Origin of the sequence: Streptomyces aurantiogriseus (genome assembly GCF_014649375.1) — a bacterium.
GTDB classification, from domain to species: domain Bacteria; phylum Actinomycetota; class Actinomycetes; order Streptomycetales; family Streptomycetaceae; genus Streptomyces; species Streptomyces aurantiogriseus.
Map to the genome: position 1 here is coordinate 1 of NZ_BMSX01000035.1, position 25411 is coordinate 25411.

The 25411-nt window shown below is 72.9% G+C and carries 23 protein-coding genes and 1 pseudogene; 14 read left to right on the forward strand and 10 right to left on the reverse strand.

What is annotated here, in order from left to right; all coding sequences use genetic code 11:
- The 3 genes from IE263_RS43560 to IE263_RS43570 form a co-directional block, all read left to right on the forward strand.
- The coding region (locus IE263_RS43560) for an ATP-binding cassette domain-containing protein (RefSeq protein WP_189943678.1) at nucleotides 1-663 on the forward strand (663 nt) is incomplete at its 5' end.
- A 1-nt stretch (nucleotide 664) separates the two neighbouring features.
- The gene (locus IE263_RS43565) at nucleotides 665-1567 is read left to right on the forward strand and encodes a sugar phosphate isomerase/epimerase family protein (protein ID WP_189943679.1); all 903 of its coding nucleotides are present in this window, start codon (nucleotides 665-667) and stop codon (nucleotides 1565-1567) included.
- Between the two features lie 26 nt (nucleotides 1568-1593).
- Entirely contained in the window at nucleotides 1594-2151 is a 558-nt protein-coding gene (locus IE263_RS43570; RefSeq protein WP_189943680.1) for a GNAT family N-acetyltransferase, read from the forward strand.
- 18 nt (nucleotides 2152-2169) lie between these two features.
- On the opposite strand, the gene IE263_RS43575 is transcribed toward IE263_RS43570, so the two are convergent.
- Nucleotides 2170-2382, reverse strand: a complete 213-nt coding sequence (locus IE263_RS43575) for a hypothetical protein (RefSeq protein WP_189943681.1) — start codon at nucleotides 2380-2382, stop codon at nucleotides 2170-2172.
- A gap of 194 nt (nucleotides 2383-2576) precedes the next feature.
- On the opposite strand from IE263_RS43575, the gene IE263_RS43580 reads away from it, so the two are divergent.
- Nucleotides 2577-3821 carry a serine hydrolase domain-containing protein gene (locus IE263_RS43580; RefSeq protein WP_189943682.1) on the forward strand — a complete coding sequence of 415 codons (1245 nt, stop codon included), beginning with the start codon at nucleotides 2577-2579 and terminating at the stop codon, nucleotides 3819-3821.
- A 54-nt stretch (nucleotides 3822-3875) separates the two neighbouring features.
- Here the strand turns inward: IE263_RS43580 and IE263_RS43585 are convergent, their stop codons facing one another.
- Genes IE263_RS43585 through IE263_RS43595 form a run of 3 tightly spaced genes read right to left on the reverse strand, consistent with a single transcriptional unit; the run spans nucleotide 3876 to nucleotide 6883 of the window.
- Nucleotides 3876-4880, reverse strand: coding sequence for a Gfo/Idh/MocA family protein (locus tag IE263_RS43585; RefSeq protein WP_189943683.1), 1005 nt, complete (start codon nucleotides 4878-4880; stop codon nucleotides 3876-3878).
- 46 nt (nucleotides 4881-4926) lie between these two features.
- Entirely contained in the window at nucleotides 4927-5703 is a 777-nt protein-coding gene (locus IE263_RS43590) for an SDR family oxidoreductase (protein ID WP_189943684.1), read from the reverse strand.
- Nucleotides 5704-5719: 16 nt separating this feature from the next.
- Nucleotides 5720-6883, reverse strand: coding sequence for a phytanoyl-CoA dioxygenase family protein (locus tag IE263_RS43595; RefSeq protein ID WP_189943685.1), 1164 nt, complete (start codon nucleotides 6881-6883; stop codon nucleotides 5720-5722).
- A 120-nt stretch (nucleotides 6884-7003) separates the two neighbouring features.
- On the opposite strand from IE263_RS43595, the gene IE263_RS43600 reads away from it, so the two are divergent.
- Complete coding sequence (locus tag IE263_RS43600; protein ID WP_189943686.1) at nucleotides 7004-8038, forward strand: LacI family DNA-binding transcriptional regulator; 1035 nt, start codon at nucleotides 7004-7006, stop codon at nucleotides 8036-8038.
- A gap of 352 nt (nucleotides 8039-8390) precedes the next feature.
- Here the strand turns inward: IE263_RS43600 and IE263_RS43605 are convergent, their stop codons facing one another.
- On the reverse strand, nucleotides 8391-9554 hold the full coding sequence (locus IE263_RS43605; RefSeq protein WP_189943687.1) for a Gfo/Idh/MocA family protein: 1164 nt from the start codon (nucleotides 9552-9554) through the stop codon (nucleotides 8391-8393).
- 131 nt (nucleotides 9555-9685) lie between these two features.
- Here IE263_RS43605 and IE263_RS43610 point away from each other — a divergent pair, with 131 nt between their 5' ends.
- From IE263_RS43610 to IE263_RS43650, 9 genes and pseudogenes are all read left to right on the forward strand, one after another.
- The gene (locus IE263_RS43610; RefSeq protein WP_189943688.1) at nucleotides 9686-10693 is read left to right on the forward strand and encodes a LacI family DNA-binding transcriptional regulator; all 1008 of its coding nucleotides are present in this window, start codon (nucleotides 9686-9688) and stop codon (nucleotides 10691-10693) included.
- Nucleotides 10694-10760: 67 nt separating this feature from the next.
- Complete coding sequence (locus IE263_RS43615) at nucleotides 10761-11273, forward strand: hypothetical protein (RefSeq protein ID WP_189943689.1); 513 nt, start codon at nucleotides 10761-10763, stop codon at nucleotides 11271-11273.
- A 172-nt stretch (nucleotides 11274-11445) separates the two neighbouring features.
- Nucleotides 11446-12096, forward strand: a complete 651-nt coding sequence (locus IE263_RS43620; protein ID WP_189943690.1) for a GntR family transcriptional regulator — start codon at nucleotides 11446-11448, stop codon at nucleotides 12094-12096.
- A gap of 49 nt (nucleotides 12097-12145) precedes the next feature.
- Complete coding sequence (locus IE263_RS43625) at nucleotides 12146-12895, forward strand: PIG-L deacetylase family protein (protein ID WP_189943691.1); 750 nt, start codon at nucleotides 12146-12148, stop codon at nucleotides 12893-12895.
- A 100-nt stretch (nucleotides 12896-12995) separates the two neighbouring features.
- Entirely contained in the window at nucleotides 12996-13703 is a 708-nt protein-coding gene (locus tag IE263_RS43630; RefSeq protein WP_189943692.1) for a 4-carboxy-4-hydroxy-2-oxoadipate aldolase/oxaloacetate decarboxylase, read from the forward strand.
- A 32-nt stretch (nucleotides 13704-13735) separates the two neighbouring features.
- On the forward strand, nucleotides 13736-14812 hold the full coding sequence (locus IE263_RS43635) for a 4-oxalomesaconate tautomerase (RefSeq protein ID WP_229911503.1): 1077 nt from the start codon (nucleotides 13736-13738) through the stop codon (nucleotides 14810-14812).
- Nucleotides 14809-15759, forward strand: a complete 951-nt coding sequence (locus tag IE263_RS43640) for a catechol 2,3-dioxygenase (RefSeq protein WP_189943694.1) — start codon at nucleotides 14809-14811, stop codon at nucleotides 15757-15759. The genes IE263_RS43635 and IE263_RS43640 overlap by 4 nt, the downstream gene beginning before the upstream one ends.
- A 6-nt stretch (nucleotides 15760-15765) precedes the next feature.
- Nucleotides 15766-16242: pseudogene (locus tag IE263_RS43645) on the forward strand (MFS transporter); the annotation flags it as partial.
- Nucleotides 16243-16559: 317 nt separating this feature from the next.
- Nucleotides 16560-17111, forward strand: coding sequence for an Ldh family oxidoreductase (locus IE263_RS43650; protein ID WP_229911499.1), 552 nt, complete (start codon nucleotides 16560-16562; stop codon nucleotides 17109-17111).
- Between the two features lie 130 nt (nucleotides 17112-17241).
- Here the strand turns inward: IE263_RS43650 and IE263_RS43655 are convergent, their stop codons facing one another.
- From IE263_RS43655 to IE263_RS43675, 5 genes are read right to left on the reverse strand one after another with little or no spacing between them, the layout of a single operon-like run.
- Nucleotides 17242-18309, reverse strand: a complete 1068-nt coding sequence (locus tag IE263_RS43655; RefSeq protein WP_189943695.1) for a class I SAM-dependent methyltransferase — start codon at nucleotides 18307-18309, stop codon at nucleotides 17242-17244.
- Complete coding sequence (locus IE263_RS43660) at nucleotides 18309-19463, reverse strand: glycosyltransferase (RefSeq protein WP_189943696.1); 1155 nt, start codon at nucleotides 19461-19463, stop codon at nucleotides 18309-18311. Before IE263_RS43660 ends, IE263_RS43655 begins: the two co-directional genes overlap by 1 nt.
- Nucleotides 19460-20272, reverse strand: a complete 813-nt coding sequence (locus tag IE263_RS43665; RefSeq protein WP_189943697.1) for an alpha/beta fold hydrolase — start codon at nucleotides 20270-20272, stop codon at nucleotides 19460-19462. The genes IE263_RS43660 and IE263_RS43665 overlap by 4 nt, the downstream gene beginning before the upstream one ends.
- Before the next feature lie 2 nt (nucleotides 20273-20274).
- Entirely contained in the window at nucleotides 20275-20592 is a 318-nt protein-coding gene (locus IE263_RS43670) for an acyl carrier protein (protein ID WP_189943698.1), read from the reverse strand.
- Nucleotides 20589-25406, reverse strand: coding sequence for a beta-ketoacyl synthase N-terminal-like domain-containing protein (locus IE263_RS43675; RefSeq protein ID WP_373312277.1), 4818 nt, complete (start codon nucleotides 25404-25406; stop codon nucleotides 20589-20591). Before IE263_RS43675 ends, IE263_RS43670 begins: the two co-directional genes overlap by 4 nt.
- Nucleotides 25407-25411 lie beyond the last annotated feature (5 nt).

The following is a 25411-nucleotide window of genomic DNA, read 5'->3' on the forward strand; positions in this document are numbered from 1 at the left end:
GACGGCGAGTCGGTGCGCTTCTCCACCCCGCGCGAGGCCCTGGACCGCGGTATCGCCACGGTCTACCAGGACCTGGCGACCGTCCCGCTGATGCCGGTGTGGCGCAACTTCTTCCTCGGCTCCGAGATGACCAAGGGCCCTTGGCCCATCCGCCGTCTCGACATCGAGAAGATGAAGAAGACCGCGGACGAAGAGCTGCGCAACATGGGCATCATCCTGGACGACCTCGAGCAGCCCATCGGCACCCTCTCCGGCGGCCAGCGCCAGTGCGTGGCGATCGCCCGCGCCGTCTACTTCGGCGCCCGCGTCCTCATCCTGGACGAGCCCACCGCCGCCCTCGGCGTGAAGCAGTCCGGTGTCGTGCTGAAGTACATCGCCGCCGCCCGCGACCGCGGCCTCGGCGTCATCTTCATCACCCACAACCCCCACCACGCCTACATGGTCGGCGACCACTTCAGCGTCCTGCGCCTGGGCACCATGGAACTCTCCGCCGACCGCAGCGAGGTCAGCCTGGAAGAGCTCACCAACCACATGGCCGGCGGCGCCGAACTCGCGGCACTGAAGCACGAGCTGGCCCAGGTGCGTGGCGTCGACGTCGAGGAGCTTCCGGAAGAGGAAGACCTCACCGCGCCCGTGGCGAGCACCGGCGAGGGGAAGTCCTGACGTGTCCGCCGCACTGGACCGCATCCGCATCGGTTCCGCCCCCGACTCCTGGGGCGTCTGGTTCCCCGACGACCCCCGACAGGTTCCCTGGGAGCGCTTCCTGGACGAGGTCGCGGAGGCCGGCTACTCCTGGATCGAACTGGGCCCGTACGGCTACCTGCCGACCGACCCGGCCCGCCTCACCGACGAGGTGACCAAGCGGAACCTGAAGGTCTCGGCGGGCACGGTCTTCACCGGCCTGCACCGCGGCCCCTCCGTCTGGGAGGACACCTGGGCGCACGTGAGCCAGGTGGCCGCGCTCACCCAGGCGATGGGCGCGCGGCACCTGGTCGTCATCCCGTCCTTCTGGCGCGACGACAAGACCGCCGAGATCCTCGAACCGCCCGAGCTGACGGCCGAGCAGTGGGCCCACCTCACCAAAGGCATGGAACGCCTCGGTCACGAGGTGAAGGAGACGTACGGCCTGGACATCGTCGTCCATCCGCACGCCGACACCCACATCGACACCGAGGGCCACGTCGAACGGTTCCTGGACTCCACCGACACCGAACTGGTCAACCTCTGCCTGGACACCGGTCACTACGCCTACTGCGGCGGTGACAGCGTCAAGCTGATCGAGACCTACGGCGAGCGCATCGGCTACCTCCACCTCAAGCAGGTCGACCCGGAGATCCTCGCCGAGGTCGTGAAGAACGAGGTGCCGTTCGGGCCTGCGGTCCAGCGCGGGGTGATGTGCGAACCACCGTCCGGCGTACCGGAGTTGGAGCCGGTGCTGGTCGCGGCGCAGCGGCTCGGGGTCGAGCTGTTCGCGATCGTCGAGCAGGACATGTACCCGTGCGAGCCGGACAAACCCCTGCCCATCGCGGTACGGACCCGCAAGTTCCTCCGCTCCTGCGGGGCTTGATCCGGTCTCCGGCCTATCCTTGGGACATGGACGACAACGAGATACACCTGGAGGCCGGCGCCACCGCGTCGGCCTCCGCGCTGTCGCTGCGCCCGTGGCGTTTGGAGGACGCGGTCGGCCTGGCCGAGGTGTACGGGGATCCCGCCATGCGCCGCTGGTCGAGCGTGACCATCGCGGACGAGGCGGACGCGGTGCGCTGGGTGCGGGTGCAGCGGGAGGGCTGGGAGTCGGGCAAGCGGCTCGCCTTCGCCGTTCTGGAGACCCGATCCGGTGACGGGGAAGGGCGGTTGGCCGGCCATGTCGTCCTCAAGACACCCCACGGCCCGTCCCCGGAGGTCGGCTACTGGACCGCGGCCCACGCCCGCGGCCGGGGCGTGGCCTCCCGTGCGCTGGGCGCCCTGACGGACTGGGCCTTCACCGCCTTCGCCGGCTTGACGCGCCTCACCCTCCTGCACCAGGTCGACAACCTGGCCTCCTGCCGGGTCGCGGAGAAGACCGGGTACGGCTATGACGGCCTGCTGCTCGCCGCTCCGCCGGAGTTCCCGCTCGACGGTCATCTGCATGTACGGGTGCGCGGCAGGTGACGGCCGCCGAGCGTGCCGTCAGGCCGTCAGCGCCCGGGTGAACACCACCCGCGGCTGACCGGGCCCGTTGTACTCCTCCTCGACCCGTACGGCGAAGCCGAGGCAGTCGAACTCGTGGACCAGCGGCAGGAGATGGAGCGCGCGCGGGTCGCGCTCGCCCCAGTAGCGGTGGTGGTCGGCGAGAGCCTGCTGGATGTCGGTGACATGGGCGCGGGTGATGGGCACGGACATGGCGCCGATCATGGCAGCGGCGCGTTCCCCGGCCGGTGCCCGGGGATGCCACGGGCGTACGCGTGGGCAGCGCCTCCGCCGACAGGCGGGGGCGGGCGGGCGCTCCTATGCTGGTGCTGATGCGCCGCACGCGGCCCGTACCCTTGGTGCGGCTGTGGCCTGCGGCGTTCGTCTCCTCGTGGGGGAGTGAGCCCATGACGCGTCCGTGCATTCGACTGCGCAGGGGGGTCGTCGTCGCCGTCACGGTGGGAGCGCTGGTGGGGCCGGCCGCGGGCGGGGTCGCCGCGACGCTGCCGTACCCGGCCGCCACCGCAGCCGCACAACCCTCGCCGTCGCCGTCCGAGGACGCCGTCCGCGCGCTCACCCCCGCCGTGCGGGGACAGATCGACCAGGCCGTGCAGCGGGTCATGAAGGAGGCGGACATCCCCGGTGTGAGCGTCGGCATCTGGACACCCGACAAGGGCGAGTACGTGAAGTCCTTCGGCGTCGCCGACAAGAGCACCGGCGAGAAGATGACGCCGGATCTGTACATGCGGATCGGCAGCGAGACCAAGACGTTCACCGTCACCGCACTCCTCGAACTGGTCGACGAGGGCAGGATCGGTCTCGACGACACCATCGACCAGTACGTCGACGGCGTACCGAACGGCGACAGGATCACCCTGCGCCAGCTGGCCGGTATGCGCAGCGGGCTGTTCAACTACTCCGAGGACGAAGGCTTCTTCAAGGCGCTGACCTCCGATCCGGAACGGCCGTTCACCCCCCAGCAGTTGCTCGGCTACTCCTTCAAGCATCCGGTGATGTTCCAGCCCGGCGCGCAGTTCTACTACTCCAACACCAACCTGATCCTGCTCGGCCTGGTCGTCGAGAAGGTCAGCGGCCGGCGGCTGGCGGACTACATCCAGGAGCACGTCCTCGATCCGGTCGGCCTGAAGCACACGCTCTTCCCCACCGGCAACGAGTTCCCGGAGCCGCACGCGCAGGGCTACACGGACCAGACCGCGACCGGAAAGGTCGAGGACTCGGCAGACTGGAACCCCTCCTGGGGCTGGGCCGCCGGAGCCATGATCTCCCGGTTGGAGGACCTGCGCGTGTGGGCGCGCACGGTGGCCACCGGCCGACTGCCCGACGGGGGCACACTGATCAGCCCCGCCACACAGAAGCAGCGGCTGACCACACCCCCGACCCCGATCCCGGGCGCCGGTTACGGTCTCGGCATCTTCAACGTGCAGGGCTGGATCGGCCACAACGGTTCCCTGCCGGGCTACGAGTCCCTGACGGTCTACCTGCCGTCGGCGCAGGCGACCCTCGTCGTGGTGCTGAACACCGACATCAACTACAAGGGCCAGGAACCCAGCACCGTCCTCGGTGATGCCATCACGAAGATCATCAGCCCGGACCACGTCTTCAACCTGCCGGCGCAGCCGGCGGCCAGGTGAGGGGAGTCGGGGACGTACCCGGTGGTGGAGCCGGGTACGTCCCCGCCGTGCTCGTCAGGCGGAGCGCACCTCCGCGATCGTCACGGGCCGGTGCTCGTGCAGCGACTGCGTGCACGCCTCCGCGATCCAGCCCGCCTCCAGGGCGTCCTCGATCGTGCAGGGGGAGGGCCGGGTGCCGGCGACGACCTCGGTGAACGCGGTGAGTTCGGCGCGGTAGGCCGCGGTGAAGCGGTCCATGAAGAAGTCGTGCGGCGTGCCGGACGGGAAGGTCACGCCGGGCTCCACCGAGCGCAGCGGCAGCTTGTCCTCCAGGCCGACGGCGATGGAGTCCGTGAAGCCGTGGATCTCCATGCGGACGTCGTAACCCCGGGCGTTGTGACGGGAGTTGGAGACCACCGCGATCGTGCCGTCGTCCAGGGTGAGGATCGCGCCCGTGGTGTCGGCGTCGCCCGCCTCCTTGATGTAGTCGGCGCCCCGGTTGCCGCCGACCGCGTACACCTCGGTCACCTCGCGACCCGTCACCCAGCGGATGATGTCGAAGTCGTGGACGGAGCAGTCGCGGAAGATGCCGCCGGACGCGGCGATGTACGCGGCGGGCGGCGGCGCCGGGTCCAGGGTGGTCGACCGGACGGTGTGCAGCTTGCCCAGCTCGCCGGCCTGCACGGCGGCGCGGGCGGCGACGAAGCCGGCGTCGAAGCGGCGGTTGTAGCCGATCTGGATCGGCACGTCCTTGCCCTGGACGGCCTTGAGCACCTCGACGCCCTCGCTCATGGTCCTGGCGACGGGCTTCTCGCAGAAGACGGGGATGCCGGCCTCGACCCCGGCCAGGATCAGCGCGGGGTGGGCGTCCGTGGCGGCGGCGACGACGATGCCGTCCACGCCGGCCGCCAGCAGGGCCTCGGGCGAGTCCACGACCTCGGCGCCGAACCGCTCGGCGGCGGCCTTGGCGGCGTCCGCGAACGGGTCGGTGACGACGAGGGAGTCGACCGCGTCGAGTCCGGAGAGGGTCTCGGCGTGGAAGGCGCCGATGCGGCCGAGGCCGAGGATTCCGATACGCATGGGGGTGGTGCTCCTTGAAAGCGGTGGTACGGGGAGGTGGGGAAGGTCAGTCGAGTCCGCCAAGGACGTTCTGGTCCCAGTCGATCACCGAGCCGGTGACCACGCCGGACCGGTCGGACAGCAGGAAGACCACGAAGTCGGCGATTTCGTCCGGCTGGCCCAGCTTGCCCATCGGCAGCCTGGCGGCGGCCTGTTCGCGCCAGTCGTCGCCGGCGCCGTGGAACGTCTTCTGCGTGGCGTCCTCACCCTCGGTCGCGGTCCAGCCGATGTTCAGGCCGTTGATCCGGATCCGGTCCCAGCGGTGGGCGTGCGCGGCGTTGCGGGTCAGCCCGACGAGGCCGGCCTTGGCGGAGACGTAGGGCGCCAGGAACGGCTGCCCGCCGTGCGCCGAGGACGTGATGATGTTGACGATCGTGCCCGGCGCCTTGCGCGCGACCATGTCGGAGACGGCGGCCTGCATCGCGAAGAACGGCGCCTTCAGGTTGATCGCGATGTGCTGGTCGAACAGCTCGGGCGTGGTGTCGAGGAGCGTGCCCCGAGACGTCAGCCCGGCGGAGTTCACCAGGCAGTCGATCCTGCCGTACGACTCCACCACCCGGGTGACGGAGGTCTTCGCCTGCTCGGCGTCCGCCAGGTCGGCGCGGACGAACATCGCCTTGCCGCCGGCCGCCGCCAGCTCCGCCACCAGCGCCTCGCCCGGCTCCGGGCGCCGGCCGGTGACGGCCACGACCGCGCCCTCGCGGACGGCGGCCCGTGCGATCGCGGCGCCCACTCCCTGGCTGCCGCCGTTGACGAGGACGACCTTGTTGTCGAGAAGTCCCATGGACCGGGAGTTCCTTTCAGCTCTCGCGCCGCTCGGCGCCGGCCCGCAGCTCGTCCCGCAGAGCCTGCGGTGTCCATGCCTCGCGCAGCGCCCGCCGTACGGTGTCCGCCTGGGAGGGCGGGGCCAGACCGCCGACCGGCGGGTCGCTGTCGAGGTTGGTGGGGAAGGGGTAGCCCTCGGCGCTCGCGGCGATCACGCGCTCCAGCCATGCCTCGTCCGCGCCGTCGGCGGCGCGCTTCAGCAGCACGGGGTAGACCGCGTTCGCGATCGCCTCGCGGTCCACGGTCTCCATGGCCCGGCCGAACGCGGAGGACACCTGGAGGAGGTTGGCCGTCCGGCGGATGCCGGTGGAGCGGTTGGTGCCGGCGGCGTGGAACAGGGCGGGATTGAAGAAGGCGGCGTCGCCCTTGGCCAGCGGGAGCTGGACGTGGTGGGCCTCGAAGTACTCCTGGAACTCGGGCCGTCGCCAGGCCAGGTAGCCGGGCTCGTACTTCTGCGAGTGCGGCAGGTACATCGTCGGCCCGGACTCGACGGGCATGTCGCAGTGCGCCACCGCGCCCTGGAGCGTGAGCACGGGGGAGAGGCGGTGGACGTGCGCCGGGTAGGCGGCTGCCGTCTCGTTCGAGAGGAACCCCAGGTGGTAGTCGCGGTGCGCGGTCTGCGCCGCGCCGCCCGGGTTGACCACGTTGACCTGGGAGGTGACCTGGTGGCCGGGGCCGAGCCAGGCGGTGGAGACCAGGGCCAGGAGGTCGTTGGCGTAGTAGTCGGCGAAGGCCTCCGGGTCGCGCAGGGCCGCCTTCTCGAGGGCGTTCCAGACGCGGTCGTTGGCGCCCGGCTTGGCGAAGTGGTCGCCGGCGGTGGCGCCCGCGGCGCGCTGCTCGGCGATCAGGGCCTCGAACACGGCGGTGAGCCGGTCGACGACCGAGGGGTCGGGGAAGGCGGCCCGGAAGACCACGATGCCGGGCCCGTCGGCGAGGGCGCGGACCAGTTCCGCGCGGACCGCGGGCCCGTCGGCGGCCCGCAGCCGGTCGCCGTCGTAGACGAGGGCGTCGCCCTCCACCGACGTGGCGTACGGGTAGGCGGCGAGGTCCGTCCGGTGCTCGACGAGCGCGCGGAAGGCGTCGAGGTCGCAGTCCTGCTCGGTGAGCCAGGCGGAGGACGCTGCGGAGGGGAAGGACATCGTCGTCCCTTCGGTCACGGGGAGCCATGCGGCTCTGACATTCTTGTCAGTACAAACCCCTCGAACAACCGGCAGCGAGCCCTCAAAAACCCCTCAAGACGACCTTCCCCGGAGAGTGCTGTGGGCCACCCCTTCCCCATCCGAGAGATCGCACGTCAGGCAGGCCTGAGCGAGGCCACCGTGGACCGGGTCCTCAACGGGCGGGGAGGGGTGCGTGCGTCCACCGAGCAGGAGGTGCGGCGGGCCATCGCCGACCTCGACCGGCAGCGCACCCAGGTCCGGCTCGTCGGCCGCACCTTCATGGTCGACGTCGTGGTGCAGGCGCCGGAGCGGTTCAGCACCGCCGTGCGCGCCGCCCTGGAGGCCGAGCTGCCCTCCCTGCACCCGGCCGTGCTGCGCTCGCGCTTCCACTTCCGTGAGACCGGCCCCGTCGAGGAGCTGGTCGCGACCCTGGACCGGATCGCCCGACGCGGCTCCCAGGGCGTCATCCTCAAGGCGCCGGACGTCCCGGAGGTCACGGCGACGGTCGGCCGGCTGGCCGCCGCCGGCATCCCCGTCGTCACCCTCGTCACCGACCTCCCGGCCAGTGCCCGCCTCGCCTATGTCGGCATCGACAACCGGGCCGCCGGCGCCACCGCCGCGTACCTCATGGGCCAGTGGCTGGGCGAGCGGCCCGGCAATGTGCTCACCAGCCTCAGCAGCGGCTTCTTCCGCAACGAGGAGGAGCGCGAGATGGGCTTCCGCGGCGCCATGCGTGCCCGCCACCCCGAGCGCGCCCTCGTCGAGATCGCCGAGGGCCAGGGCCTGGACGCCACCCAGTACGACCTCGTCCGCACCGCGCTCGCCCGCGACCCGGACATCCGCGCCGTCTACTCCATCGGCGGCGGCAACATCGCCACCCTGCGCGCCTTCGCCGACCTGGGCCGCGAGTGCGCGGTGTTCGTCGCGCACGACCTCGACCACGACAACACCCGCCTGCTGCGGGAGCACCGCCTGTCGGCCGTCCTCCACCACGACCTGCGCCAGGACATGCGCGAGGCCTGCCACGTCGTGATGCGGGCTCACGGGGCGCTGCCGCCCGCGGGGCCCGTGCTGCCGTCGGCGATCCAGGTGGTGACCCCGTACAACATGCCGCCCCAGGCCACGGCCGGCTGACGCCGGACCGCGTTCCGGGGCGGGGTGCCGGCTCCGGGCCGCTACGGCTCCGGTCGCCGGGACGGCCCGTACGGCGCTGCGGTGGCGGGAGGTTCCCAGGGCCGGCGGCCCCACGCCAGGAAGGCTGGACGCCACGAAGCCGGCGGTCCCACGCCACGAGGCCTGGACGCCACGAAGCCTGCGGTCCCATGCCACGAGGCCTGGACGCCACGAAGCCTGCGGTCCCATGCCACGATGCCCGCACGCCGCCAAGCCTGCGGACCCACGCCACGTAGCCCGCCCGCCACGAAGCCTGCCGTTCCCGGGCTCGCCGTCACTGGGCCCGGTAACCGGACTCGGGGTGGCCCTGCCGTCACCCTCCCGGTTGGACGTCGGCCCACGCCCCGGTCTCCGCCGACCGCGCCATAGCGTCCAGCACGGCCGCGCTGTGCACCGCGTCCGCGAGTGTCGCCCCGTGCGGCGTGCCCTCCGCGATCGAGCGCAGGAAGCGGTACGCCTCGATCACCTTCAGGTCGTCGTAGCCCATCGCGTTCGCCGCACCCGGCTGGAACGCGCCGAACTCGCCGGCGCCCGGGCCGACGTACACCGTGCTGACCGGCTGGTCCTGGTATGTGGTGCCGCGGCTGACGCCCAGTTCGTTCATACGGCGGAAGTCCCAGAGGACGGCGCCCTTGGTGCCGTGTACCTCGAAGCCGTAGTTGTTCTGCTCGCCGACCGAGACGCGGCAGGCCTCCAGGACGCCACGGGCGCCGGAGGTGAAGCGGAGCAGACAGTTGACGTAGTCCTCGTTCTCCACCGGGCCGAGGTCGCCGCCGGTGGCCAGGGTGTGGCCGGCGGTGGCGCCGGTGGGGCGGGCCCGCTGCGGCACGAAGATCGCGGTGTCGGCGGTCAGCGAGGTGATGTCGCCGAGGAGGAAGCGGGCCAGGTCGGCGCCGTGCGAGGCCAGGTCGCCGAGCACCCCGCTGCCGCCGCGTTCGCGTTCGTAGCGCCAGGTCAGGGCACCGTCGGGGTGCGCCGCGTAGTCGCTGAACAGACGGATGCGGACGTGCGTGACCGCGCCGATCTCACCGGAGGCGATCAGGTCGCGGGCGGCCTCGACGGCGGGGGCGTTGCGGTAGTTGAAGCCGACCGCGCTGTGGACGCCGGCCTTGGCGACCGCGTCCGCGACCGCGCGGGCGTCGTCGGCCGTGAGGCCCACCGGCTTCTCGATCCAGAGGTGCTTGCCGGCCTCGGCCATCGCCACGCCGATCTCGCGGTGCAGGAAGTTCGGCGCGGTGACGCTGACCGCCCGGACCCGCGGATCGGCGGCGACCTCGCGCCAGTCACGAGTCGTCGAGGCGAACCCGTACCGCGCGGCGGCCTCCTCGGCCCGGCCCGGGACCTCCTCGGCGACCGTGACCAGTTCCGGCCGCACCGTGAGCTGCGGGTAATGGTGGAGCACGCGCGCGTACGCCTGTGTGTGCACCCGGCCCATCCAGCCGAACCCGACGACGGCGACACCCAGCGCATCGACCATGACAGCCACCACAGCCCCTCTTTGGACCGGTCCATTTCTTGTCCAGGCCACCCTGAGGGCCGGTTTCCCAGGATGTCAAGGCGTTCGGGGTCCCTTTGACAACCGGCGTGGCGCGTGGAACGGTCCACGGCATGAGACCGCCGACCATCCGTGACGTCGCCGACCGGGCCGGGGTGTCCAAGTCGCTGGTCTCCCTCGTCCTGCGCGGCTCCGAGCAGGTGCGCGCCGAGAAGCGGGAGGCCGTCCTGCGGGCCGTGCGCGAGCTGGGCTACCGGCCCAACGCGGCCGCCCGCAGCCTCAGCGAGCAGCGCTCCAGGACGGTCGGCGTCCTCCTCAACGACCTGCGCAATCCCTGGTACGTCGACCTCCTCGACGGCCTCAACTCCCTGCTGCACGCGAGCGGCTTGCACATGCTGCTCGCCGACGCCCGCCTGAACCGCCGCGTCGGCCACGACCTCGCCGGGCCCTTCCTGGACCTGCGGGCCGACGGCCTGGTCGTCGTCGGCACACTGCCCGACCCGGCCGCCCTCGACGCGGTCGCCGCCCGTATCCCCGTGGTCGTCGCGGCCGCCCGTGAGCCGGTGCCGGCGGGCGTGGACGTCGTCGCCAACGACGACGAGCGGGGCGCCCGCCTGGTCACCGAGCACCTCGTCGGGCTCGGCCACCGGCGGATCGCGCACCTCGGGGGGTACGGCGCCGTGGGTGAGCTGCGCCGGCGCAGCTTCGAGGCGACGATGGGGGCGCACGGCCTGGCGGACCGGGCGGTGGTCGAGCCGTGCGACATGACGGAGGAGGGCGGCTACCGCGCCACCGTCCGGCTGCTGGCCCGCTCCGACCGGCCCACCGCCGTCTTCGCCGTCAACGACATCACCTGCGTCGGTGCCCTGTCGGCCGCCGAGGAACTGGGCCTTCGGGTCCCACACGACCTGTCCGTGGTCGGCTACGACAACACGAGCATCTCCCGGCTGCGCCATCTGTGGCTCACCACCGTCGACCACGCGGGCCACGAGGTGGGCCGCCGCGCCGCCCGATGCCTTCTCGACCGCCTGGAACGGCCCGGGGGAGAGGGACGGGTGCAGCTGGCGGCGCCGACGCTGGAGGTGCGGGGGACGACAGCCCCGCCGCGCGGGGACGACTGACCGTCCCGGCCGGGAGCGGCTTCGTCGCGACTGGCGGCCGGGGCGGGCCCGGGTGATCGTGGAGGGCATGGCGATCCCCACGGCGGCCGCTGCAGCGCCGCACCGGCGCGGCACGCGTGAGTCCGTCCTCTTCGGCGGTGTCTACGGCGCCGTCCTGGCGAGTGCGATGGTCGCCGCCCTCACCGAGTACGGGCATACCTCCCAGGACAGCCGCCGTTACGACGCCGCCTGGCTGCTGGTGACCGCTCTCGCCTCCGCCCTCGCCCACGGCTACGCCCACTTCGTCGCCGAGCGGGGACCGCGCCGGAGGTCGGACGTGCTGCGCGTCCTCACCGACGAGTGGCCCCTGGTCGCCGCCGTCCTGCCCAGCGTCGTCATCCTCGCCGGCGCGGGCTGGGGGTGGTGGCCGGCGGACAGGGTGGAGTACCCCGCGTTCACCCTGAACATCGCCCTGCTGTTCGCCCTGGGCCTGGTCACCGCCCGCTGGTCGCGGCGCCCATGGCCGGTCGCGGTACTGATCGGCGCGGGGGACGCGCTGCTCGGGGTGGTCGTGGTCGTGGCGAACGCGATCATCAAGTAGCGGACGGAGACCCCGTGGAGCAGGGGCCCGGTGGCGCCGAGGCGTCCCCGGGCCTTTCCGCTGCCCTCGCCCCTCCCGTGCGGAGCCGTGCCTGCAATACGGCAGACAAAATTGTTGACAATGTTGTTTGGCTAGTTTTAGGTTCGACAGGCACTCACTCAGGGAGGGCACGATGCCGAAAGAAGCCCGTCCGAGCACCGGAGAGCAGGCCAAACAGCATGCGCTCGCGCAGCTGCGGCAGGCGATCCTGCACGGCGAGATGGCACCGGCGCAGCGGCTGGTGGAGAACGAGCTCGCCGAGCAGTTCGGTGTGACGCGGGCCAGCATCCGCGCGGCACTGATCGATCTGGAGTCCCAGGGACTCGTCGAGCGGATCCGCAACCGTGGCTCGCGGGTGCGCGTGGTGACCGTGGACGAAGCGCTCGCCATCACCGAGTGCCGCATGGTCCTCGAAGGGCTGTGCGCGGCGAAGGCGGCCGTCGCGGCCAGCGACGAGCAACTGGCCGAACTGACCGACCTCGGCACGGCGATGACCAAGGCCGTCGCCGACGGCGAGCCGGTCACCTACTCCGACCTCAACCAGGAACTCCACGCCAAGGTCCGGGAATTCTCCGGGCAGCAGACGGCCGTGGACCTGCTGGAGCGGCTCAACGCCCAACTGGTGCGGCACCGCTTCCAGTTGGCGCTGAGGCCGGGGCGTCCGCAGCAATCCCTGAACGAGCACCTGACCATGATCGAAGCGATCCGGGCCAGGGACCCGCAGGCGGCCGAGACGGCCGTCCGCGCCCACCTCACCAGCGTGATCGAGGCGCTGCGCGACTGATCGCGGCTGAGTGGGGCGGGCGCCCACCTGTCACCAAGGAGATCTGAGAATGACCCAGGCCAACGCGCCCGCCACCCCACGATCGACCCTCGTCGTCACCGCGCACGCCGGGGACTTCGTGTGGCGTGCGGGCGGCGCCATCGCCCTGGCCGCCTCCCGGGGGGAGAAGGTCACCATCGCGTGCCTGACCTTCGGCGAGCGCGGCGAGTCCGCCAAGGCGTGGCGCGAGGGCAGGAAGCTCGACGAGATCAAGGCGATACGCCGGGACGAGGCCGAGCGCGCCGCCGCCACCCTCGGCGCCGAGGTCCGTTTCTTCGACGCCGGCGACTACCCGCTGATCCCCACCGCCGAACTGACCGACACACTGGTCGAGGTCTACCGCGAGACCCAGCCGGACGTCGTCCTCACCCACCCCACCGAGGACCCGTACAACGGCGACCACCCCGCCGCCAACCGCATGGCCCTGGAGGCCCGTGTCCTCGCCCAGGCCATCGGCTACCCGGGCCCGGGCGGCATCATCGGCGCCCCGCCCGTCTTCTACTTCGAGCCGCACCAGCCCGAGATGAGCGGCTTCAAGCCCGAGGTCCTCCTCGACATCACCGAGGTGTGGGAGACCAAGCGCAAGGCCATGGAGTGCCTCGCCGCCCAGCAGCACCTGTGGGACTACTACACCGACCTCGCCGTCCGCCGGGGCGTCCAGCTCAAGCGCAACGCCGGCCCCAACCTGGGCCTGGCCCACAAGACCATGGCCGAGGCGTACATGCGCCCCTACCCGCAGATCGCTAAGGAGCTGGCATGAGCGAGCTGAGGCGCAGCGGAGGCTCAGGGTCCGCGGAGCGAAGCGGAGCGGGCACCCGGCCGCAGCGGAGCCGCAGCGGAGCTCTGCAGAAGGAGGAGGCATGAGCGGCGTGATCGTCACCAACCCGCCGAAGGCGGAGCAGAAGGACGTCGACGCGCTGTCCGGCTTCGGCGTGGCGACCGTGAGCGAGGCGATGGGCCGAACGGGCCTGCTGGGCCCGGAGATCCGCCCGGTCCAGCAGGGGGTGCGGATGGCCGGGACCGCGGTCACCGTCCTCAGCTGGCCCGGCGACAACCTCATGATCCACGCCGCCGTCGAGCAGTGCGGCGAGGGCGACGTCCTGGTCGTCACCACCACCTCCCCGTCCACCGACGGCATGTTCGGCGAGCTGTTCGCCACCGCGCTCCAGCAGCGGGGCGTGCGCGGCCTGATCATCAACGCCGGTGTCCGCGACACCCAGGAACTGCGGGAGATGGACTTCCCGGCCTGGTCCCGGGCCGTCTCTGCGCAGGGCACGGTCAAGGCCACCGGCGGCTCGGTCAACGTGCCGGTCGCGATCGACGGACAGGTGATCCGCCCCGGTGACGTGATCCTCGCCGACGACGACGGTGTGGTGGTCGTTCCGCGTGAGCGCGCCCGCGCCACGGTCGAGGCGTCCGAGGCCCGCGAGGCGAAGGAGGCGAAGTCCCGCGCCGCCTTCCTCGACGGCGAACTCGGCCTGGACCGCTACGGATTGAGGGAGACGCTGAAGAAGCTCGGCGTCGAGTACCGGACGTACGAGGAGTACACGGCGGGGGAGCCGTCGTGACGCCAGGGCTCGAGGAAGTGCCCTGCCTGCTGATGCGGGGCGGCACCTCCAAGGGCGCCTACTTCCTCGCCGACGACCTGCCCGGCCGACCGGCCCCGCGCGACGAGCTGTTGCTGCGGATCATGGGCAGCCCGGACGAGCGCCAGATCGACGGCCTGGGGGGCGCCCACCCGCTCACCAGCAAGGTCGCCGTGGTCTCCCCGTCCACCGACCCGCGTGCCGACGTCGACTACCTCTTCCTTCAAGTCGCCGTTGAGCGACCGGAGGTGAGTGCCCGTCAGAACTGCGGCAACCTCCTCGCCGGCGTCGGCCCGTTCGCCGTCGAGCGCGGGCTCGTGCCGGCGGAGGAGCCGGAGACCTCCGTCCGTATCCGCATGGTCAACACCGGCGACTACGCGACGGCGACCTTCCCGACCCCCGGCGGCCGGGTGCGCTACACCGGGAACGCCGAGATCTCGGGCGTGCCGGGGACGGCCGCGCCCGTCGTGATCGAGTTCCCGCCGAGCGCCCACCCGCTGCTGCCCACCGGCAGCGTGCGGGACGTGATCGACGGCGTGCCGGTCACCTGCGTGGACAACGGCATGCCGACGGTCCTCGTCGCGGCCGGCTCGCTCGAGGTCACCGGCTACGAGACGCCCCGGGAACTGGAGGCGGACGTGGCGCTCGCCGACCGCCTCCGCGCGATCCGCCTGGCGGCGGGCCGGCTGATGGGTCTCGGCGACGTCGCGGACACCACCGTGCCCAAGCCCACCCTGCTCGCCCCGCCCCGAAGCGGCGGCGCGGTCACGACCCGCACCTTCATCCCCGTGCGCTGCCACACCTCGATCGGCGTGCTCGGCGCGGCCAGTGTGGCGGCCGGCCTGCGGATCGAAGGCAGTGTGGGCGCGGAGATCGCCGTACTCGACTCCGGCAGTGACCGCATTCGCATAGAACATCCCACTGGATTCCTGGATATCGAAAGCAGCCTCGGCAGGACTGCCGACGGCCTGCCCTCCGCCCGCCGCACCGCCGTGGTCCGCACGGCCCGCAAGATCTTCGACGGCACCGTGTTCCCCCGGTCCGCCGAGACGGCACCGATGTCCCCGCACCCCCTTGGAGATCAACGATGACTCCGCCGCTCGGCGACATCGCGCACATCGGCCACGCCCAGCTCTTCACCCCGGACCTGGACGCCAGTGTCGACTTCTTCACCGACTACCTGGGGCTCACCGTCAACGGGCGGGACGGCGACACGGTCTATCTGCGGACCTTCGACGACTACGAGCACCACAGCCTGGTGCTCACCGCCCGCGAGCAGCCCGGCCTCGGCCGGCTCGCCCTGCGCACCTCCAGCGAGGAGGCCCTCCGGCGCCGGGTCGAGGCGGTCGAGGAGGCGGGCGGCACCGGCCGCTGGGCCGAGGACGAACCCGGTCTCGGCAAGCTCTACGTCACCACCGACCCGGACGGCCACGAGCACGCCCTCTACTGGGAGAGCGAGCACTACCGGGCCCCCGACGAGCTGAGGCCGGCCCTGAAGAACCAGCCGCAGGCCAAGCCCAACCAGGGCGTGGGCGTACGGCGCCTGGACCACGTCAACTTCCTCGCCGCCGACGTCCTCGCCAACGCCGAGTTCCAGGAACGGGTGCTGGGCGCCCGGCCCACCGAGCAGATCCGGCTCGACAGCGGGAAGATCGCGGCGCGCTGGCTGACGTACACGAACAAGTCGTACGACGTCGTCTACACCTCGGACTGGACCGGCTCCACCGGGCGGCTGCACCACATCGCCTTCGCGACCGACACCCGTGAGGACATCCTGCGCGCCGCCGACCTCGCCATCGACACCGGCGTGTTCATCGAGACGGGCCCGCACAAGCACGCCATCCAGCAGACCTTCTTCCTCTACGTCTACGAGCCCGGCGGCAACCGGATCGAGCTGTGCAACCCGCTCACGCGGCTCGTGCTGGCCCCCGACTGGCCGTTGATCACCTGGACCGAGGAGGAACGCAAGAAGGGCCAGGCCTGGGGCCTGAAGACCATCGAGTCCTTCCATACGCACGGCACGCCGCCGGTCGCATAGGCCTTCCTGGCCGTCGGACTGTGCTGGCTGGCTGTCCTCTTCGACGGCCTCGACATGTTCATCTACGGCTCGGTGCTGCCGCACCTCCTCGCGACGAAGACCTTCGGTCTCACCCCCGACCAGGCCGGCGACCTCGGCAGCTACGCCACCTTCGGCATGCTGGTCGGCGCCCTCACCGCGGACACCGTCGCCGACCGGATCGGCCGCAAGAAGCTGATGGTCGCCTGCGTGACCCTCTTCTCCCTGGCCTCCGGCGTGTGCGCGCTGGCGGACAGCGTCGCGGTCTTCGGCCTCGGCCGGACCGTGGCGGGCATCGGCCTCGGCGGCCTGCTGCCGACCGCGATCAGCATGGTCTCCGACTACGACCCGCGCGGCCGCGGCGCCCTCGTCATCGGCCTGCTGATGACCGCCCACCCCGCCGGCGGCATCCTCTCCGCGTACGTCGCCAAGTGGCTCGCGGAGCCGGTCGGCCGGCGTCGGGCAGCCGGTCAGGGGCTGCCCGGCCCCCGCGGGCACGGACGAACGCCGGCCGCCGCACGAGCGAGGTGCGGGGCCGGCGTTCGGCGCGCGGGGCACGCCCTCCGGCGTGCGGTACGAGGACGTCCGTGCGGTACGAGGGGAAGCCGATCCAGGGAGCGGCGGCTGTCACGGCTCCCGTCCCGGACGGTACGGGGCGTCACCCCGTTCGGGCGAGGCCGGGGGCCGGTGCCCTGCACAGGCAGCATGTGCCCCCTCCGCGGGGCGCTGCCGGCTGCACTGTGGGGGACGCGGGGGACGAGACCGACCCGGAGAAGGCGGTCATGCCGCTGCCGTTGGGCGGGGCCAAGGGGTCCGGCATGTCGCTCGCGTTCGAGCTGCTGACCAGCGTGCTCGTCGGCGCGCCGATCTTCGCGTCCTTCCACTCGGACGACCCGGCCGGCCGCAAGCACCGCCAGAACGCCCTGCTCATAGCGCTCGACCCGGCCGCCTTCGGGGACGCGGGGGCCTTCACCGAGGCCGTCGACGCCACGCTGAGCACGCTGAAGGGCCTGCCGGCCGCGGACGACGCGGAGGGCGTCTTCTACCCCGGTGAGCGCAGCGCCGCCGTGGCCGCCGGACGCGCGGAGAAGGGCATCCCGGTGGCGCCGAACGTGTGGCGCGACCTGGCGGAGCGCGCCGGGAAACTGGGGGTGGCGCTGCCTGCCTCAGGGGCACGGGGCTGTGTCGACATGCGGCTCCGCCGCGTGGCACGACCGGCCCCACGCCACCGGCAGCACGACCCGAGCCGTCAGACGGCGTGTGTGGCAGCGCGCACATGGCGCGCGGTCGGCGCGTACACCCGGCGCGCCTTCTCGCCGTCCTCGGTGTCGTAGCCGTGATCGGCGCCCGTCCACGTCGACGACGTGGACGGGCGGACGCGTCGCCGTCCCGGTCGGGGGTGCGCACACCGGGACCGGGGGCCGGGGCGACGGACGTCGGTGGCGGCCCCCGCACGCGCACCCGTCAGTCGCGGCGGGCGACGAGCCGGTAGGCGTTGGACACGCCCAGCCGGTGCGACAGCGGCCGGACCGCGAACCGGTCGAGGAGCGTGCCCGCGATCAGCGCGGGGATCCCGGCGACCAGCAGCGCCCCGCGCAGTGTGCGGCGCAGCGCGTTCGGCGGTTCGGGCAGCCACGGCGCGTCGTCGCGCGGCGCCATGTGGTCCAGCGCCAGCCATACGGCGGCCAGCAGGTCCACCGGGTCGTGCGGCTCGGCGTGCTGCTCCGCCACCACCGTGAAGCCCAGGTCCGCCAGCCGCTCGCGCAGGTTGGCCACCGGCACGAAGTGCAGGTGCTGCGGCTGGAGCCAGGGCAGCCACCAGCGGCCGAGGAGGCGGGCGTAGCGGCTCTGCGGGTCCGGGACCTCGATGAGGAGGTGCCCGCCGGGCCGGACCGCCTCCTTCGCGGCGCGCAGCTCGCGGTCGGGGTCGGTGCTGTGCTCCAGGTAGTGGAACATGCTCACCACGTCGTAACGGCCCGCGAGTTCCGGCGCCAGCTCGGGGAAGCTGCCCCGGTGGCCGCGCTCCACCCGGCCCTCCCGCTCGGCGAGTTCGACGCCGTCGGTGAAGTCGAGTCCGTCGAACGTCGTCCCCGGCAGCACCTCCCGGGCGGCCGCGCAGAAATGGCCGTGCCCGGTGCCCACGTCCAGCCAGGTCTTCGGCTCGGGGTCGTGCGGCAGCATCGACTCCGCCCGCCCCCGGTACATCCCGGTGCGCCCGCCGAAGGTGTCGCCGAGCTTCTTCTCGCCGAGCCCGTCGTAGAAGTCCCGGTAGTAGAACTCCAGCCCCTCCGGGCTCAGCCGAGGGTTCTGGAAGGTGTGCCCGCACCCCTCGCACCGGTCCAGGACGAAGCGGCCCGGCTTGTGCTGGAGCAGGTCGGTGGTGCGCAGCCGTGTGGTCAGGCGGTCCGAGCCGCACCAGGGGCAGGTGGTGCGCCGGGGCTCGAAGAAGCGGTCCAGGCCGGCCGCGAGGTCGGCCTGGTAGCCGGGGCGCAGCGCGGCGATCCGCTCGGTGGGCTTGGTCTCGTCGCTCATCACAGCTCCCTGGCGAGCTCGTCGAGATGGGCCGCTGCGGCGGGCGCACCGCCGGCGGCACGGAACGCCGTACGGATCCGGTCGGCCGCCGCGCGGTACCCGGGTTCGTCCAGGACGGCGTCGAGGGCCGCGCCCAGCTTGTGCGCGGTGACCCGGCCGAAGCGCACCCGCACCCCGGCCCCCGCGTCCGCGACCTGCCCGGCCACGACCGGCTGGTCGTCACGGATGGGCGCCACCACGAGCGGAACCCCGTGCCACAGGGCCTCGCACACGGTGTTGTGCCCGGCATGGCAGACCACCGCGGCCGCCCTTTCCAGCAGGGCGAGCTGGGGGACGAAGGGCACCACCAGGACGTCCTTGTCGTCGACGCCCCCGCCCAGCATCCCGCCCGGGTCGACGACCACGCCCTGTACCCGGTCCGCCCGCTCCCGCAGCGCGCTCACGCACACGTCCAGGAAGCGGCCGCCGACATCGGTGTTCGCGGTGCCGAGCGTGACCAGCACGGTGGCGCGGCCGGGGTCGAGCCACTCCCAGGGGAAGCCGGACGCGGTGGGGCGGGCCGCGATCGAGGGACCGACCCAGCGGACCGCCTCGGCCGGCCCCGCCAGCTCCGGTGTGCTGAAGGCGAGAACGAGGTGCGGCGAGAAGCGAGGGTCGGCGGTGCCCGCCGGATCCCCGATCGCGGCCCGCAGGCCGGCCAGCCGCTCGTCCAGCCACTCCCGGACCTTGGGCAGCCCGGCCAGTGGATCGGTGAACTCGGCCGACGTGCTCGCCGAGGTCGCCCACGGCACACCGAGCCGCTCCGCGACCAGCGCGCCCGCGAAGGCCTGCTGGTCGGCGACCACCACGTCCGGCCGGAACTCCTCGACGGCCGCCCCCACCCCCGGCGCCATCGCCTCGGCCAGCGGCAGCAGGTACCACTCCCACAGGAACCTCAGCGCCTCCGGCCCGCGCAGTTCGGGCGGCCGGCTCCCCTCCGGGGCCCCGGCACAGGCGAACACCTCGGCCCCGTCACCCGCGAGCCGCCGGACCAGCCCGGGATCGGCGCACACCCACGCCACCCGATGCCCGAGTGCGGCCAGTTCGGCCGCGACGCCCACAGGGGGATTGATGTGCCCGGTCAACGGCGGTACGACGAACAGGAACCGGCTCACCGCGCCTCCGCCGCCCCCGCCAACTCGGCACCCCGCACGAGCTCCAGGATGTGACCGCCCACGGCCTGGGCCGCCTCCACCAGCACGGAGTGCTCGTGCCCCGGGATCACCACGGTCCGGCAGTCCGGCAGCAACGACTCCAGCCAGGGGGCGAGTTCGGCGAGGTCGGAGTCGCCGCCGTACACACCGAGCACCGGACACCGCACCGACCTGATCTGATCCTCCGTCAGCACCCGGCTGGCCGGGATGTCCCGGCCGAGGCTGGTCTCGCGGGCGAGCCGGGCCGCGCCCCTGGCCAGGCGGGCGGTGTTGTGGCTGCGGTGGGCGGTGATCCAGGCGATCGCGTCGGGCTCGTTGTACGCCAGCTGATGCACCACCCGGTGCAGGATGCCGCCGAGCTTCACCGCCCAGGCGGCGGTGGCCGGTTCCGACTCGATCAGGGTGACGCCGGCCGCCCGCTCCGGATGGCGGACCGCGTAGCCGAACGCGACCGTACCGCCGTAGGAGTTGCCGACCAGATGCACCGGACCGGTCACCTCCAGCCGGTCCAGGAGCGCCTCCAGGTCGTCGATGTTGTGGTCCAGGGTGTAGCCGTCGGCGGGGCGCTCGCTGCGGCCGTGGCCGCGCAGGTCGTACATGACGACGTCGAGGCCGGCGGCCGCGAACGCGGGGGCCACGGTGAAGTAGTAGCTGGCCAGGCTGTCGGTGAGCAGGCCGTGCACCAGCACCACGGTGGCCGTGGCCGGCCGGTCCCTGGGGCCGATCCTCTGCACGTGCAACCGGACGGCGCCGGTGTCGACCATCGCCATGGTCAGCTCGCCTCCGCGGCCTTCAGGCTGGTCACGACGTACTCGACGAGCCGTCCGACGGTCAGCTCGATGATCTCGTCGAACTCCATGCCGGCCAGGAACTCGGCGAAGTTGACCCGGTCGCCGTACCGCTCCTCCAGCAGCCCGGCCAGGGTCACCAGGTCGATGCTCTCCAGCTCCAGGTCGCGGTTGAACGTGGTGTGCATGCCGATCTCGACGTCGTCGAGGCCGTACTCGTCCTCCAGGAGCCGCGCGAGCATGCCCGCGAGGTCGGCCAGGACGGTCTCCTCGTCGGCGGTGACGGGGGTGTGGGGGGTCATCGGTCGTACTCCTTCGCTTGAGCGGGGGCCGTCTGAGCGGGGGCCGTCTGAGCGGGGACCGTCTGCGTGCGGACCGTCAGAGCGGAGACCGTCTGTGTGGAGACCGTCTGCGGGGAGACCGTCTGCGTGGAGATCGTCTGAGCGGGGACCGTCTGGGCGGGGCCCGTCGTCCAGGCCACGACGTACTCCCGGTCGGGCAGGCGCGGCGGGTTGGCGGCGGGTGCGCAGTGCACGGTGTAGGCGCGCTCCAGGCGGCCCGCGACGGTCAGCCGTTCGCCGCCCGGTGTCGCGCCGAGGACGACGAAGTCCCTCGGCCGGCCGCCGAATCCGGTGCCCTCCGCCTTGGCGACCGCCTCCTTCGCCGCCCAGAAGCGGGTGAACCACAGCGCCTCGGAGCCGCCGGCGGACGCCGACAGGTCTTTCAGCAGGCGGAGTTCGTCCGCGCCGAGGGCCGTGGTCAGGGTCTCGGGCGTGCGGTCGGTGACCTCCTCGATGTCGATGCCGGGGCCCGGGCCGGGCGTGTGGGGCCGTACGATCGCGACGCCCGCCTCGGAGCAGTGGGCCAGCGACACGTCCAGCGGGGGCAGGACACGGCCGTGCACGCCGGTGACGTACGGGCGGCCCGCCTCGTCGTTGTGCACCCGCAGCTCCGCCGGGAAGACCGGGCCCTCGCCGTGCTCCCACAGCCACTGCCGTACGGCGTCCTTGACCGCGATCCGGCCCAGCAGCCACTGCCGGCGCCCGCGCGGCGCGTGCCCGGCGTACTGCGAACGCTCCACGCCGCCGAGGGAGTTGCGCATGATCAGCTCACGGGAGGCCAGGTCCGGCCAGCGTTCGTGCAGCAGGGTCCAGCCGCCCGGGCGGGCCTCGGAGAGGGTGTTGCGCTCCGGGAAGCGCTCGACGGGACGGGTCCTGGGGTCGTTGTCGAAACGCCGGTCCTGCCAGCCGTACAGCTCCGCCCACACCGCGCCGTCGACCGTCAGCTGGACGTCGGCCTCCAGGAAGGTGTCGGTGAGCGAGGTGATCCGTACGAGGCACGCGACCTCGGTGCCGGGCTCGGGATGCGGGCCGTGGAACCGCATCTCCCGCATCCCGACCGGGAACACGACGGTCCGCTCGGTGCGGGTCGCCATGATCCAGTAGCCGAGGATCTGGCCGACGTTGTCGAGCAGGGCGCCGGGCGCCGGCGGCGTCGTGATCACGCCCCGCACGTGCCGGTCTCCGATCGCGGTGAGTTCGGTGACGCCCCGGAACGCCGGGCCGTGGAACATCCAGCGGTCGTCGTAGAGCTGCGCGGCGGTGTGGTCGGGGGTGCGTTCGGTGGTGGGATCGATCGACCAGGGAGCGGGCGGCGGGGGCGGGTGGGCGGCGGCGAGTTCGACGGTGGCGCGGGCCCGGGGGCCGAAGGAGACCGCCACACGGTCCGGGCCCTCGGGGGTCGCGGTCACCGGGACGTCGACGGCGGGTGTGGCGGTGAGCCACTCCTCGAACCGCGCCCCGTGCACGGCCACCGGCACCCGGCCGGGGGCGGCCGCCTGTGCCGTGTCCACGATGTGCTGCACGATCGTCGTCGCCGGGACCACCGGCCACCGGTCCGCCACATCGGGCCAGCCGGGCCGCTGCGGGAAGAAGCAGTGGTCCAGGAGGTACGGCATGGTGTCGGGGGAGACATGGACGGTGGTGCGGTGGGAGGTGAGGGCCGGCGCGGGGACCGGCGTGGGGGGTGACGCGGGAGGTGGCGCGGAGCGGGTGTGCTGCCGGGTGCGGGTCGGCGCGGTCATGAGGGCGGCCGCCGTGTCCGCCGTGTCGTGGAGCAGGGCGCTGAGTTCGGCGGCGATCGGGGAGCGGGAGGCGAGGGCGTCCAGAGGCGAGCCGGCCTCGGGGCTCGCGGTGCGGGCGGGCCGCAGTTCCGTGCGCAGTGCGGCCAGCTTCGCCGGCGCGAGGGACACCAGGGCGCCGTCCAGGTCCAGTCGGACCGGTGGCAGCCCGGGCCGTACGGCGGCGGTCGGGGAGGCGGTCCGGGACAGCGCCGGGGCCACCGCTGCTCCGGCCGTCCACAGCGCGGTCGCCACCCGGCGGAGCTGGGCGAGGCCCGTGCGGTGCGGGGAGTTGGCGGGGACGACCAGGTGGTCGTGGCCGCCGAGGGTGTCGCCGACGAGGGAGCCGAGCCGGCCGGGACCGGCCTGGACGTACACCCGGTGGCCCGCCGCGTACAGGGCCTCGGTCAGCTGCCGGAAGCGGACGGGTTCCAGCAGGTGCCGGACGAACAGGGTCCGGGCCCGCGCCTCGTCCTCGGGGAAGGGCGCTGCGGTCGTGCCCGACCACACAGGAGTGTGCGGCGGGTGCAGCCGGAAGCGGTCGGCGGCCTCCTTGATCGGGCCGAGGTGGGGCTCCAGCATCGGCGTGTGGAAGCCGGACCGGAACGGCAGCATCTGGCTGACCACACCCCGGGAGCGGAACGCCCGTACGAAGTCGTGCACCGCCGATTCCGGGCCGCACACCATCGACTGGCCGGGCGCGTTGTCGTGGGAGAGCACCAGACCCGCCTCGGCCCAGCCCTCGTCGCGCAGGGCGGCCAGCACCCGTTCGGCGGGCGCGCCGACCGCCCCGAAGGCGAGGCCCGGCACGGTCACGGCGTCCGGATCGAAGGTCGCCATGAAGGCGTCGACCTCGTCCCCCGCGTACAGCCCGCCCGCCGCCATCGCCGTCCACTCGCCCACGCTGTGCCCGGCGACCGCGTCCGGCACGATCCCCGTCCGGCGCAGCGCGGTGTCGAGGAGCCGGCCGACGGCCACGACGCCGAGGCCGTGCCGGCCGACGTCGTCGACCTGGCCGTCGTCGACCGCGAGCGGGGGCAGGCCGAAGTGGGCGGCGATGTCGTCCACGCGCGGGGTGAAGTCCCCCTCCAGGCCCGGGAAGAGGAACGCCAGCTTTCCGTGGCCGGCGCCCAGCAGCGGGCTCGGCCGGAACCAGACGTCGCTGCGGCCGTGCCAGGCACGCTGCTTGGCGACCGCGCGCCGGGCGAGGGCGAGCCGTTTGGCCGTGGGATCGACGACGCCCAGACGGACCGGACCGGCCTCTCGGTGCGGGCGGGTGGAGTCGAGGCCCGCGGCACGCACGGTGGTGTCGTCGGCGTCCAGGAGGGCGGCGAGGCGCTCGGGGGAGTCGGCGGCGAGCAGGAGGACGGGCTCGGGTTCGGCGACGGAGGTGATCCCTGTGACTGAGGCGGCTACGGGGGCTGACGTATCTGATCTATCTGCCGTGACCGCCGTGACCGCCGTGACCGCCGTGACCGCCGTGCCTGTGCCTGCCGTGCCTGTGCCTGCCGTGCCTGACATGCCTCCCGTGCTCGCGCGGGGCCGTGCGGGCGTGCGGGCCCCCGGCGCCTCCTCCAGCACCACGTGCGCGTTGATCCCGCCGAACCCGAACGCGTTGACGGCCGCCCGGCGCACCGGCTGCTCGGGGACGGTCTCCCAGGGCGCCGCCTTCTCCAGGGGCCGGAAGCGGGTGCGGGCCAGCGCGGGATGCGGGTCGTCGCAGTGCAGGGTCGGCAGCAGCGTGCCGTGGTGGACGGCGAGCGCGGCCTTGACCAGACCGGCCACCCCGGCGGCGGGCATGGTGTGCCCGATCATCGACTTCACCGAACCCAGGACCGCCGGCTCCCCGTCACCGGGCCCGAAGACCTCGGCCAGCGTGGCCAGTTCGGCGCCGTCACCGGCCGGGGTCGCGGTGCCGTGGGCCTCCAGCAGGCCGACCGAGCCGGGCGCCGCCGGGTCGAGTCCGGCGGCCCGCCAGGCCTGCCGTACCGCCTGCGCCTGACCGCCCGGATCGGGGCTGACCAGACCGGCCGCCCGGCCGTCGCTGGCCACTCCGGTACCCCGGATGACGGCGTAGATCCGGTCGCCGTCGCGCTCGGCGTCGGCGAGCCGCTTGAGAACCACCACGCCCGTGCCCTCGCCGATCAGGATGCCGTCGGCGTCCCGGTGGAAGGGGCGGATGCGCTGGCTGGGGGAGAGCGCGCGCAGCTGTGAGAAGACGCTCCAGAGCGTGATGTCGTGGCAGTGGTGGACGCCTCCGGCGAGCATCACGTCGCAGCGGCCGGTGGCCAGTTCGCCCACCGCCTGGTCGACGGCGACCAGGGAGGACGCGCAGGCGGCGTCCACGGTGTACGCGGGGCCGCGCAGATCGAGCCGGTTGGCGACCCGGGAGGCGGCGAGGTTGGGCACCAGGCCGATCGCCGACTCGGGGCTGTCGGGGCCGAGACGGTCGGTGAACGCCTCCCGGACCCGGTCGAGTTGACCAGACGTCAGGTCCGGCAGCAACTCGCCCAGCGTGCGGACGAGCTGCCCCGCCGTACGCACCCGTTGGTCGAGTCGGACCAGCCCCGGCGTGAGGTAGCCGCCCCGGCCGAGGACGACGCCGACACGCCCCCGGTCGGGCAGGCGGTCGGTGCCGCCCGCGTCGTCGAGGGCGGCGGCGGCCACGTGGAGCGCGATGAGCTGGTCGGGCTCGGTGCCGGCGACCGAGTTCGGCATGATCCCGAACCGGGTGACCTCGATCCGCGCCAGCCCGTCCACGAACCCGCCCCGCCGGGCGTACACCCGGTCGGCGGTGGCCGGTTCGGAGGCGGTGCCGGGACGGTAGTAGTCGGCGTCCCAGCGCCCCTCCGGTACGTCGCCGATCGCGTCCACGCCGTCCCGCAGGTTCCGCCAGTACGCGTCCAGGTCGGCGGCGCCCGGCAACAGCACCGCCATCCCCACGACGGCGACGGGAACGTGGCGAGGTGTCCCTCCCGTCGGCACTCGAGGTGTCACCGGGA